The organism is Aeromonas sp. 602396 (assembly GCF_049173735.1).
Taxonomy (GTDB): Bacteria; Pseudomonadota; Gammaproteobacteria; order Enterobacterales; family Aeromonadaceae; genus Aeromonas; species Aeromonas veronii_A.
Genome location: NZ_JAAKSD010000015.1, coordinates 1 through 12,266 on the forward strand (window position 1 = coordinate 1; position 12,266 = coordinate 12,266).

Sequence of the window (12,266 nt, forward strand, 5' to 3'; positions counted from 1 at the left end):
GGTATCGCCAAGCGGTAAGGCAGCGGGTTTTGATCTCGCCATCCCTAGGTTCGAATCCTAGTACCCCAGCCATTTTTCTGTTCTCTTCCACATCAGTGGTCGATAACAAACGGCTATGTAGCTCAGTTGGTTAGAGCATCGCACTCATAATGCGGGGGTCACAGGTTCGAATCCCGTCATAGCCACCATTAATATTGCGGAAGTGGCGAAATTGGTAGACGCACCAGATTTAGGTTCTGGCGCCCTAGGCGTGAGAGTTCGAGTCTCTCCTTCCGCACCATTAATAGCAGTACCAAACAGACCAGCTCACGCTGGTTTTTTTGTATCTGAAATTTGCCTCTCCCCAGTTTTTCTCTCGCTCCTCTATTAACCCGGCTCCACGTTAATTCCCGTCCACATCACTCTTCACTGATTCCGATCACGCCTTGCCACTCTTGTCTCTCGGCCACAAAAAAGCGGCCCGCAGGCCGCTGGTGCACACATTCATCATCCCGGTTATCAGAACGGGAAGAACCAGGGGATCGCTACCACGCTGACCGCCATCACCAACAGGGTGAATGGCACCCCGATACGGATAAAATCGGCAAACTTGTAGTTGCCCGGCCCCAGCACCAGGGTATTCACCGGTGACGAGACCGGCGTCATAAAGGCAGCCGAGGCGGCGATGGCAATGGTCATGGCAAACGGATAGGGCGATACCCCCATCTGCTGGGCCGTGCCCAGCGCAATGGGCGCCATCAGCACTGCGGTGGCGGTGTTGGAGATAAAGAGCCCGATCACCGCGCAGAGGGCAAACAGGCTGGCCAGCATGACCCGCGGCCCCATCTCCCCTACCGCATTGATCAGACCACCGACGATCAGATCCACCCCGCCGGTTTTTTGCAGCGCCAGCGCAAAGGGGAGCATACCGACGATGAGGATCAGGGTCGGCCAGTGGATCGACTTGTAGGCACTCTCCATATCGATGCAGCGAAACTTGCCCATCAGCAGACAGGCGATCAGTGCGGCAATCACGTTGGGCACAGGATCGGTCACCATCAGCAGGATCATCACTCCAAGACAAAAGAGGGCATGGATCGCCTGGCTGCGGGCGGGAGCCATCTCGTCCACTTCAGCGGGCAACCCCATCAGCAGAAAGTCGCGACTATGGGTCTGCAACTGTCTGATATGGCTCCAATTCCCTACCACCAGCAGGGAGTCCCCCATCTGCAACGGCTCGTCCACCAGCTTGCCTGCCAGTGCCTCACCGTCGCGGCGCAGCCCCACCACGCTCAGACCATAACTGGAGCGGAAGGTCACCTCACGCACGCTTTTACCCAGCAGCTTGGATTCGGGGATCAGCGACACCTCGGCCATCCCCACCTCCCGCGCCTGATCGGAGAAATACTCCCCGCGCAGGATCATGGGTTCGAGCCGTGCCTCGCTGCAAAACGCCCGCACATCCACCTCGGGATCTGACATGTCGATCAGCAGAACATCCTTCGCCTGAAATTCACTGATCCCCGACACCGGCACCATCACCCGGCGAAACTTGCGCCAACGCTCCACCCCGATGACGTGGGCACCATAACGGGCGCGTAGTTGCAGCTCGTCCAGGGTGTGACCAATCAGCGGGGAGTCAGGCCGCAGCGCCAGACGACGGGCCCTACCGGCCAATTGGTAGTCTCGGATGAGATCGCGCAGGGTGCGGCGCCCGGTCGGCTTGCCCTTGCCCTCTTCCCCTTCGCCCACCAAGGAGCCGCGCACCAGCAGCATGTAGAGGATGCCCAGCCCCAGGATCAGCACGCCCATGGGGGTGAAATCGAAAAACCCGAAACCATGTATGCCGTGGCGCATCAGCTCGCTGTTGACCACCATGTTGGGGGGTGTGGCCACCAGCGTCATCATGCCGCTGATCAGCCCGGCAAAACCGAGGGGCATCATCAGGCGACCGGCCGGGATCCCCATCCGGTTCGCCACGCTCAGCACCACCGGGATAAAGATGGCCACCACTCCGGTGCTGCTCATGACAGCCCCCAGACTCGCCACCGCCACCATCAGCAGCACCAGCAGCTTGGTCTCGCTGCTACCCGCCACCTTCACCAATGCATCCCCCACCTGATAGGCGATGCCGGTGCGAACCAGCCCCTCCCCCACCACAAACAGGGCGGCAATCAGAATGACGTTGGGATCGCTAAAGCCCGCCAGCGCCTCCGACAGGGTGAGGGTGCCGCTCAGCACAAACAAGATGACCACGCCCAGGGCGACCACGTCCATGCGCACCTTGTTGGTCATAAAGAGATAGATGGCGCCAGCCAGCAGACAGAGCACCCAGACAAGCTCGGAATTCAATGCAACCTCCTTTTATCACGTGATTCTCCTCCCGGAGAGTGGACTCTATCAGACCACAGCCATGGCGCTATCATCTTGCTACATATCAATAAAGTCCGGCCAGCGGGGGCACCATAACCCATCACTGCTGGAATAACCGGGCAGCAGCAGTGATTTCTTTGATATGGGCCAAGTACGGGGCGGACAAAAGTCCTGCCCCTCCTCCCCCTCACCCCTTAGAATGGCGCCCTCGCATACTAACCCTCATGCCCAAGGATCAGAAAATGAGCATATTCGAGCTGTTCAGCATCAATAACACGCTAGTGACCATCCCGCTGGGTGGCGGCTATGCCATGTCATGGATTGAAGCCATCGGCACCCTGTTTGGTCTGGCCTGTATCTGGTTCGCCAGTCAGGAGAAGACCATCAACTACCTGTTTGGCCTGATCAACGTCAGCCTGTTTGCCATCATCTTCTTCCAGATCCAGCTCTACGGACTCTTGATGCTGCAGCTGTTCTTCTTCTACGCCAACGTCTACGGCTGGTACGCCTGGACTCGCCCGGTCAACGATCAGGGGGATACCCTGCAGATCCGCTGGCTCAGCAAATCCAAACTGATGGTGACCGCCGCCGTGAGCGTGCTGGCCATCGCTCTGCTGACACGCTATATCGACCCGGTCTTCGCCACCCTGGCGCGCACCTCGGTCGCTTTGCTCAACCTGTTTGGTGCCGGACTTGCCACTCCCGAGCCCTCCCCTGATGCCTTCCCGTTCTGGGATGCCACCATGACGGTGCTCTCGGTGGTCGCGCAGATCCTGATGACCCGCAAATACGTGGAGAACTGGATCCTCTGGGTCGTCATCAACATCATCAGCATCGGTGTCTATGCCGCGCAGGGCGTCTATGCCATGTCGCTCGAATACCTGATCCTGCTGTTTATCGCCGCCAACGGCACCCGCCTCTGGGTGATTGCCGCCAAGCGCCAGCCACAAGGTCTGTAAGCCATGAGTCTGTTACCCCATCTGCAGTGCCGCCCCGACCAGATTGCCGAGCGGGTGGTACTGTGCGGCGACCCGGCCCGGGTCGATCGCATCGCCAGCCAGCTCGAGCAGTGTGAAGTGCTGGGGCAAAACCGGGAGTTTCGCCTCATCAACGGCCGCTATCAGGGGCTGCCCATCACGGTTTGCAGCACCGGCATCGGCGGTGCCTCGGCCATCATAGCGCTGGAGGAGCTGGTGCAGGCGGGGGCCCGCTCGCTTATTCGGGTCGGCTCCGCCGGTGCCCTGCAGCACGACATCGGGCTCGGCGACCTTATCGTGGTAGAAGGCGCTGTGCGCAATGAGGGGGCCTCGCAGGCCTATCTGCCCGCCGAGTACCCCGCCTGCGCCGATATCTGGCTGCAGGCCGCCCTGCTCAATCAGGTGGCGGCCTGTGGCCAACCTCATTGGCACGGGCTGGTGCGCTCCCACGACAGCTTCTATCGAGATGATGAGCAGGAGGTGTGCCGCTACTGGCATGCCCGTGGTGTGCTCGGCGCTGACATGGAGACCGCCTCCCTGTTGACCGTGGGTCGCCTGCGCAAGGTGCGGGTCGCCGCCGTGCTCTGCAACGTGGTGCTGTTCGAGCAGGATGTGCAGCAAGGGGTAGCGGATTACGCCAGCGCCGAACAGGCGATGATGGCCGGTGAGCAGCACGCCATCGCGGCTGCCCTCAACGCGTTGGTGCAATAAAGCGCAAACCGTTAACTGCGGCACATCCGCTACCGTGCGGGCTGGTATCCGGCCCGCACTCTTGCTAGCCTCATGGCCCTCGTCATCCGGTGCGACAGGCAAGTCATGCAGCAACAGCCCTACCCCCTCGGCCGTTTTCACGCCGAACTCCAGCAGCTTGAACCCCGCTTTGCCGCGGCGCTCGACGCCTGCACCCTGTTTCTGCGCCGTTACCTGCCGGGCGAATTGATCATGCGGCAGGGGGAGCAGAGCGAGCAGCTCTATCTGGTCGAACATGGCCGGGTCTCCCTCAACAGCACGGTACACTCTGGCCGCCGCTTCCAGCTTGGCGAAATTGAGTGTCACAGCCAGATCTTCGGCGAAATGGAGTTCTTCAGCGCCACCCCGGTGCAGTGGAACGTGGTGGCCGAGACCGAGCTGGATGCCCGGGTCATCTGCGCCCACAAGCTGGCCCTGCGGCTGCTGGCCGAACCCGAGCTGACCCTGTTCTTTGCCGCCGCGCTTGCCAGCGACTATCTCGATACCCTGGAGATCACCACCAGCCGACTGCTCCACCCCATCGCCTACAACATCGCCTATGAGCTATGGCGTGAGCGCCAGCGCACTCCGATGCTGGGATCGCGCAAGCGGGCCCACGAGGCAGCACGCTTCGGCACCACCGAGCGGGTCTACCGCCGCGCCCTCAAGGAGCTGGTCGAGCAGGGCATAGTTGCCGACGGCAGTGACGGCCCCGTCATCGCCGATCTGGCCAGGCTGCGTGCCTATCTCGATCTTTGATTTCCATTCACCTCATTTCGATTAACCCTGTCAGGAGAGAGCCATGTCTACCCATCCCGAATTCACCTTCTTCAGCCGCTTCGTCGCCGATATTCAGGCGGGCCACAAAACCATCACCATTCGCGACGAGAGCGAAGCCAACTGGCAGCCTGGCCAGCGGTTGGCGCTGTTTACCAACCCGGAGCACCAGCCCTTTGGCACCATAGAGGTGCTCTCGGTCAAGGCGGTAGCCTTCGATGAACTGAACGACGAGCACGCCCGTCAGGAGAACATGACACTCCCCGAGCTCAAACAGGTGATCCGCGAGATCTACCCCGATCTACCGCCGCTCTATGTGATTGAATTCGTGCTGATTGAAGCCTGATTTTGTGAGCTGCCTCAGCTAACGCCGGTTGCGCTCTTTGGCTAAAAGCGCAAAATAACTGTTTTTATATACAGTTATTGGTGCGTTATGGATACACAACTTGAACCGGCCATTGCGGCCATGGTGACAGAGTTCATTGCCGCAGGCCGCCCCAAGGCGAGCAGCCTGAGCTGGCAGGAGCGGCGTGAAGGCTATCTTGCTTCAGCCATATTGGGTGGTGAACGGGAGGAGGTTGGCGCTGTCGAAGAGTGGCAACATGGCCATTATTCCGTTCGCCTCTATCAACCAGCACCAACCTCAAGTGCAAGCCGTCCGGCACTGATCTACTTTCATGGCGGCTGTTTTGTCAGCGGCGAGTTCGACACCCACGACCGCCAGATGCGGATGCTGTGCAATCGCGCCGAGGCACTGGTGTTTGCGGTACATACCCGCCTTGCCCCTGAACACACCTATCCTGCAGCACATGACGATGCACTGGCAGCCACGCTCGCCATCATGGCCGATGTGGAGAAATGGCATGGGGATCCGGCAAGGATTGCCCTTGCGGGCGACAGTGCCGGCGGCCACCTCGCCCTGATCACCACCTTGCGACTCAAGGAGCAAGGCGCCCCCTTGCCTGCAGCCCAACTGCTCATCTATCCGATGCTCGATGCTGCGAGCGACAGTGACAGCTATCGGCATCTAGGGGATGACTACCTCATCACCCGCGACATGCTGTTAAGCGGTTTTCACGCCTATCTGGGTGAACTGCCCGCCACTCATCCCGAAGCCAGCCCGCTCCACCATCCTGCCCTGTCAGGATTGCCGCCGACCCATATCGTAACGGCGGAATATGATCCGCTGCGCGATGAAGGGGAAGCCCTCTATCGCAAACTGCTGCAAGCCGGAGTCACAGCTACCTGTCAGCGGCAACTGGGTGTTATACACGGCTTCTTCCAGTTGGCAGGTGTGAGCCAGGCAGCCCGTCAGACAATTGAGCAGATCGCGATGCTTATCAGGCACCTCTGATTTGGCCTTTGCCGAGCGATGTGTTAATAGTGTCCTCTTTTGAATCAGGGAGGTGACCCGAGTGTTTGAGATAGCGAGCCTGAGAGAAGGGATGATGCACGGGGTCGAGCTGTTCCAGCTGCTGCTGGAGATCATCTCCATCGCCTGTGTGGTAATAGGGCTTGGCAAGACCCTTTGGCTGGCGGCACGGATGGAGGATCACGAACCGGGCTTTCCGCGCATTCGCCTCTGTTTCGGCAGTTGGCTCATTCTGGCGCTGGAGTTCCAGCTCGCCGCCGATATCCTGGCCACCACGGTCGCACCGAGCAAGGAGGAGCTGATCCGCCTCGCCATCATCGCGGTGATCCGCACCTTCCTGAACTACTTCCTCGGCAAGGAGCTTGAGGCACAAGCGGAACACCAGCAGGAGCAGCGCAGCGAGCAGACCAAGGCTGCTCAATAACCAGTATTCCTGCATAGCATCATCGCTGAGTGCCGTGCCATCCCGACCACAGCCGTGGCCTGGGATGGCACCTTTGTGACCCTTCCCGCACTTTTGGCAATCAGCCAACAATGGAACCCTTTTCAAGGTTTCCCCTGCCCTGTCGAGTAGCAGCTCATCTGCGTAAGATAGAAAATCTCCTCCCCAACCGGCCACGCTGATGAACCCGCAACCCCTCCACACGCCCGATATAGACCTCGATAGCTGCGTCATCTACCAGATCTACCCCATGAGCTTTCAGGACAGCGATGGCGACGGACTGGGCGACATCAACGGCATCCGTCAGCGCCTCGACTATCTGGCCACCCTCGGGGTCGATATGCTCTGGCTCACCCCCATCTATCGCTCCCCCAAACGGGACAACGGCTACGATGTGGCGGACTACCGTGCCATCGACCCCGCCTTCGGCACCCTGACCGAGATGGAGCTGCTGATAGCCGAAGCGGCCGCTCACGGCATCGGCATCATGATGGATATCGTCGCCAACCACACCTCCACCGAGCACGAGTGGTTTATGAAGGCACTGGCCGGGGATCCCCGTTATCAGAGTTATTACGTGTTTCGCGACCAGGCCTTCGTTGACGCTCACCCCATTACCTCGATTTTTGGCGGCAGCGGCTGGCAGTACGTGCCGGAGCTTGATCGCTACTACCTGCACAACTTCGATCCCAGTCAAGCCGATCTGGACTGGGACAACCCGGCGGTGCGCGCCGAAATGGCGGCGGTGATCAACTTCTGGCTGGGCAAAGGGATCAAGGGATTTCGCTTCGATGTGATCGATATGGTGAGCAAGGAGTGGGACCAGCTTGCCATGAGCAATGGCCCGCGCCTGCACGACTATATCCGCGAGCTCAATGCCGCCAGCTTCGGCGGCAAGGGGATCATCACGGTGGGGGAGACCTGGGGAGCCGATCTCGCCCATATGCAGAACTATTCGAACCACGATGGCAGCGAGTTCAGCATGGTGTTCAACTTCGAGCATCTGGGGCTGGGCAGTGACAAGTGGTCATCCCGCTTTGATCCCCTCGCCTTCAAGCGAGCCATGACCCGCCACCAGCAAGGGCTACACGGGCGTGGCTGGAACAGCCTGTTTCTCGGCAACCACGACCTGCCTCGCGCCGTCTCCCGCTTTGGCGATGACAGGCCAGAGTGGCGGGAAACCAGCGCCAGGCTGTGGGCCATGGTGCTGCACATGATGCAGGGCACTCCCTTCATCTATCAGGGGGAGGAGCTGGCCATGACCAACCGTCACTGGCAGCCGGACGAGCTACGCGATGTGGAGGCAATCAACTACCGCGCCAGCCAGTCAGGGCTGGATCCTGCCGAGCTGAGTCGGCGGCTCGATGCCATCGGCCGCGACAACGCCCGCACCCCGATGCAGTGGGACGCTGGCCTCCACGCCGGTTTCAGCACGGCCCCCCCCTGGATCGCCCTCAATGCAAACCACGTCGAGATAAATGCTGACGAGCAGCTGGCCCGCCCCGACTCACCGTTTCACTGCTATCGCCAGCTTATCGCCCTGCGCAAGGCTCACCCGGTCATTCGCCACGGCAATTTCGAGCTGCTGGATGGGGATGATCCCGAGCGTATCAGCTATCGCCGCCACTGGCAGGATCCGGCCAGCGGAGAGCAGCACACCCTGCTGCTGCTCGCCAATCTCACGGCCAATCCCTTGCCGATGCCCCACTTCGACAAGGTGACAGACAAGATGCGGTTGCTGCTGGCCAATTACCCTGGCGAACCACTGCCACTCTTCGCCCCTTATCAGTGCGCCATCTGGCTGCAAGTGGATCAGGGTTAACCCCGTGTTGACGGGCCATGTCAATGGCCCGTCAGCCACCTCCCGTTGGCTGTTAGCAGAAAATCATGCCCCCACGCTGTGGGATTAAATTAACCACTATTACTGACTTATTAATTGATTATTTATCCCGTTTGATACGCTCTCATTGCCCCTTTTACTATGCCTGCGACCTATCCATTGCCGATGCAACTATCGGCTTTCAAACTGGCATAGCAAAGTGGAAAACAGATGATCACCACAGACGGGAATAACGCAGTCGCCTCGGTGGCGTACCGCACCAGCGAAGTCATCGCCATCTACCCCATCACCCCCAGCTCGGCCATGGCTGAGCAGTCGTCAGCCTGGTCGAGCGAGCGAGGCAAGAACCTGTGGGGGGATGTGCCCCGGGTTGTCGAGATGCAGTCGGAAGGGGGCGCCATTGCCGCCGTCCACGGCGCCCTGCAGACCGGCGCGCTGGCGACCTCGTTTACCTCGTCGCAGGGTTTGCTGCTGATGATCCCCAACCTCTACAAGCTGGCGGGTCAGCTCATCCCCTTCGTGCTGCATGTGGCGGCACGCACCGTGGCGACCCACGCGCTATCGATCTTTGGCGATCACTCGGACGTGATGGCGGTGCGCCAGACCGGCTGTGCCATGCTCTGTGCCAGCAATGTGCAGGAGGCGCAGGATTTTGCCCTGATCTCCCAGATAGCGAGCCTCAACAGCCGCCTCCCCTTTATCCACTTCTTCGACGGCTTTCGTACCTCTCACGAGATCGCCAAGATAGCGCCGCTCGCTGACGACACCCTGCGTGCCCTGCTGCCCGCTGATGCCATCCGCGCCCATCGTGACCGGGCGCTCACCCCCGACAAACCGGTCATTCGCGGCACCGCCGCCAACCCGGACACCTACTTCCAGTGCCGGGAGGCGAGCAATCCCTGGTATGACGCCGCCTATGGCCATGTGAGCGAAGCGATGCAGGCCTTTGGCGAGCAGACCGACCGCCACTACCGGCCGTTTGAATATGTCGGCCACCCGCAGGCGGAGCGGATTGTGGTGCTGATGGGCTCGGCCATCGGCACCTGCGAGGAGGTGATCGAGCGCCTGCTGGCCCAAGGGGAGAAGGTTGGGCTGGTGAAGGTGCGGCTGTTCCGTCCCTTCTCGGCCGAGCATCTGCTGGCCGCTATTCCCGAGAGTGCACGCTCCATCGCCGTGCTGGATCGCACCAAGGAGCCGGGCGCACAGGCCGAGCCCCTCTATCTCGACGTGATGACGGCGCTGGCCGAAGCGGTCAGCCGGGGCGAGCGGGCAAGCCTGCCGCGGGTCATCGGCGGTCGCTACGGCCTCTCCTCCAAAGAGTTCGGCCCCGCCTGCGCGCTGGCGGTGTTTGCCGAACTGGCACAGGAGAACCCGCGCCCGCGCTTTACCGTCGGCATCTTCGATGACATCACAGGTCTCTCGCTACCGCTAAACGCGCTGGACACCTCAAGCCCCATTCACAGCCAGCAACACAAGCTGGAGGCGCTCTTCTACGGCCTTGGCAGCGATGGCACCGTCTCGGCGGCCAAGAACAGCATCAAGATCCTCGGCAACCACACCGAGCTCTATCCGCAGGGCTATTTCGTCTACGACTCGAAAAAGGCGGGGGGTCTCACCGTCTCTCACCTGCGGGTGGGCGAGCGGCCGCTACAATCGGCCTATCTGGTGGAAGAGGCGGACTTTATCGGCTGCCATCAGTGGCAGTTTGTCGACAAGTACCGGATGGCGGAACGCTTGAAAGCGGGCGGCATCTTCCTGCTCAACACCCCCTACAGCGAAGCGGATATCTGGCAGCGCCTCCCCAGCGAGGTACAGCATGCCCTGCGCGAGAAAGAGGCGCACTTCTACATCATCAACGCCGCCAAAATTGCCCGCGACTGCCAGCTCGGCAACCGCATCAATACCGTGATGCAGATGGCCTTCTTTCAGCTCAGCGCCATCATTCCCCCCGCAGAGGCGACCAGCCTGCTGAAGCAGGCCATCGCCACCAGCTATGGCAGCAAGGGGCAGACACTGGTCGAGCGCAACTGGATGGCACTGGAGGCAACCTGCGCCGCCCTGACCCGGGTGCCGCTGGGTGAGCTGGATCCCGCCAGCCGCCCCCGTCCGCCGGTGGTTTCGGCCAAGGCCCCCGACTTTGTCCAGACCGTCACCGCAGCCATGCTGGCTGGGCTGGGTGACAGCCTGCCAGTCTCCGCCTTCCCGCCGGATGGCACCTGGCCAGTCGGTACCACCCGCTGGGAGAAGCGCAATATCGCCAAGGAGATCCCCATCTGGGAGGCGGAGCTCTGTACCCAGTGCAACTACTGCGTCGCCGCCTGTCCCCACTCGGCCATTCGCGCCAAGGTGGTGGAACCGGATGCGCTGGCCGCAGCTCCCGCCACTCTCGACGCGCTGGATGTGAAATCCCGTGACATGCGCGGCCAGCAGTACGTGCTGCAGGTGTCGCCGGAGGATTGCACCGGCTGCAACCTCTGCGTCGAGGTGTGCCCGGCCAAGGATCGCAACAACCCGGATCGCAAGGCGATCAATATGGCTTCACGGCTCGCTCACCTCGACGAGCAGAAGGCCAACTACGACTTCTTCCTCGACCTGCCTGAGCGCAGCGCCGAACAGCTGGAGCGCATCGACATCCGCACCTCCCAGCTCATCTCGCCGCTGTTTGAATACTCGGGCGCCTGCTCCGGCTGTGGCGAGACCCCCTACATCAAGCTGCTGACCCAGCTCTATGGCGATCGGCTGCTGATTGCCAACGCCACCGGTTGCTCGTCCATTTATGGCGGCAACCAGCCTACCACCCCTTACACCACCAACGCCGACGGGCGCGGCCCAGCCTGGGCCAACTCGCTGTTTGAAGACAACGCCGAGTTCGGACTGGGCTTCCGCCTCACCGTCGATCAGCACAGGGAGCGGGTGCGCCGTCTGCTGGCGAGCCTGGGCGACACCATACCGGCAGCGCTGCGCGAGGCGCTCGGCGATGCCACCCTGCCGGTTTCCGAGCAGCGGGCCCATATCCAGCAGTTGCGAGCGCTGCTGCAGGAGAGCCAGACCCCGGCAGCCCAAGAGCTGGCTCGCGATGCGGACTATCTGGTGGAAAAATCGGTCTGGCTCATCGGCGGCGATGGCTGGGCCTACGACATCGGCTTTGGCGGGCTCGATCATGTGCTGAGTCTGGGGGAGAACATCAATGTGCTGGTGCTAGATACCCAGTGCTACTCCAACACCGGCGGCCAGCAGTCGAAGGCGACGCCACTCGGTGCCATTACCAAGTTTGGCGAGCAGGGCAAGCGCAAGGGGCGCAAGGATCTCGGGGCCAGCGTGATGATGTATGGTCACGTCTATGTGGCGCAGATCTCCCTCGGTGCCCAGATGAACCAGACCGTGAAGGCGATTCAGGAGGCGGAAGCCTACCCGGGGCCGTCGCTCATCATCGCCTACAGCCCCTGCGAGGAGCATGGCTACGACATGGCCGAGAGCCACGAGCAGATGAAACAGCTGACTGCCACCGGTTTCTGGCCTCTCTACCGCTTCGATCCGCGCCGCGCTGACGAGGGCAAGTTGCCGCTGGCACTCGACTCGCGGGCACCCAATGCCTCGCTGGCCGAGACCTTGCGCCATGAGCCCCGCTTCCAGCGGCTGGAGCGCCAGCTGCCGGAGGTGGCCAGCCAGCTCTATCAAGAGGCAGAGCAGGAGGCCAATCGCCGCTTCGCCTGGCTGAGCCAGCTGGCGGGCAAGGAGAGTCCGGCGCAGGAGTAACCTGAGAATGGCTTGATGGCA

9 protein-coding genes and 2 tRNA genes are annotated in these 12,266 nt (G+C 61.3%); 10 read left to right on the forward strand and 1 reads right to left on the reverse strand.

All coding sequences use genetic code 11. The features are described 5' to 3' along the window. The first annotated feature begins 111 nt into the window (after positions 1-111). Both G5229_RS16545 and G5229_RS16550 read left to right on the forward strand, forming a co-directional pair. A tRNA-Met gene (locus G5229_RS16545) sits at positions 112-188 on the forward strand. An 8-nt stretch (positions 189-196) separates the two neighbouring features. Continuing rightward, positions 197-280 (forward strand) — tRNA-Leu (locus G5229_RS16550). 218 nt (positions 281-498) lie between these two features. Here G5229_RS16550 and G5229_RS16555 read toward each other — a convergent pair. Beyond that, entirely contained in the window at positions 499-2,331 is a 1,833-nt protein-coding gene (locus tag G5229_RS16555; protein WP_421209694.1) for an SLC13 family permease, read from the reverse strand. Between the two features lie 263 nt (positions 2,332-2,594). Between G5229_RS16555 and pnuC the strand changes: the two genes are divergently transcribed. The 8 genes from pnuC to nifJ all read left to right on the forward strand — a co-directional run bounded on the left by pnuC (position 2,595) and on the right by nifJ (position 12,245). Beyond that, complete coding sequence (gene pnuC / locus G5229_RS16560; protein WP_421209696.1) at positions 2,595-3,311, forward strand: nicotinamide riboside transporter PnuC; 717 nt, start codon at positions 2,595-2,597, stop codon at positions 3,309-3,311. 3 nt (positions 3,312-3,314) lie between these two features. Next, positions 3,315-4,040, forward strand: a complete 726-nt coding sequence (locus G5229_RS16565; RefSeq protein WP_421209698.1) for a nucleoside phosphorylase — start codon at positions 3,315-3,317, stop codon at positions 4,038-4,040. Positions 4,041-4,145: 105 nt separating this feature from the next. After that, positions 4,146-4,817 (forward strand): Crp/Fnr family transcriptional regulator, encoded by a 672-nt coding sequence (locus G5229_RS16570; protein WP_040066930.1) that lies wholly within the window; start codon positions 4,146-4,148, stop codon positions 4,815-4,817. 43 nt (positions 4,818-4,860) lie between these two features. Continuing rightward, the gene (gene yqfB / locus G5229_RS16575; protein ID WP_421209700.1) at positions 4,861-5,181 is read left to right on the forward strand and encodes a N(4)-acetylcytidine aminohydrolase; all 321 of its coding nucleotides are present in this window, start codon (positions 4,861-4,863) and stop codon (positions 5,179-5,181) included. Between the two features lie 87 nt (positions 5,182-5,268). Then, complete coding sequence (locus G5229_RS16580) at positions 5,269-6,189, forward strand: alpha/beta hydrolase (RefSeq protein ID WP_421209702.1); 921 nt, start codon at positions 5,269-5,271, stop codon at positions 6,187-6,189. 61 nt (positions 6,190-6,250) lie between these two features. Next, positions 6,251-6,631 (forward strand): DUF1622 domain-containing protein, encoded by a 381-nt coding sequence (locus G5229_RS16585; protein ID WP_421209704.1) that lies wholly within the window; start codon positions 6,251-6,253, stop codon positions 6,629-6,631. 199 nt (positions 6,632-6,830) lie between these two features. Next, complete coding sequence (locus G5229_RS16590; RefSeq protein ID WP_421209705.1) at positions 6,831-8,471, forward strand: alpha-glucosidase; 1,641 nt, start codon at positions 6,831-6,833, stop codon at positions 8,469-8,471. Positions 8,472-8,699: 228 nt separating this feature from the next. Further along, a complete protein-coding gene (nifJ, locus tag G5229_RS16595) occupies positions 8,700-12,245 on the forward strand; it encodes a pyruvate:ferredoxin (flavodoxin) oxidoreductase (protein ID WP_421209707.1) in 3,546 nt (1,181 codons plus the stop codon). The last annotated feature ends 21 nt before the right edge of the window (positions 12,246-12,266 follow it).

Bases quoted from the DNA above. Each gene is read 5' to 3' on its own strand.
- pnuC (WP_421209696.1), top strand. From the start codon at position 2,595: ATGAGCATATTCGAGCTGTTCAGCATCAATAACACGCTAGTGACCATC.
- G5229_RS16565 (WP_421209698.1), top strand. From the start codon at position 3,315: ATGAGTCTGTTACCCCATCTGCAGTGCCGCCCCGACCAGATTGCCGAG.
- G5229_RS16570 (WP_040066930.1), top strand. From the start codon at position 4,146: ATGCAGCAACAGCCCTACCCCCTCGGCCGTTTTCACGCCGAACTCCAG.
- yqfB (WP_421209700.1), top strand. From the start codon at position 4,861: ATGTCTACCCATCCCGAATTCACCTTCTTCAGCCGCTTCGTCGCCGAT.
- G5229_RS16580 (WP_421209702.1), top strand. From the start codon at position 5,269: ATGGATACACAACTTGAACCGGCCATTGCGGCCATGGTGACAGAGTTC.
- G5229_RS16590 (WP_421209705.1), top strand. From the start codon at position 6,831: ATGAACCCGCAACCCCTCCACACGCCCGATATAGACCTCGATAGCTGC.
- nifJ (WP_421209707.1), top strand. From the start codon at position 8,700: ATGATCACCACAGACGGGAATAACGCAGTCGCCTCGGTGGCGTACCGC.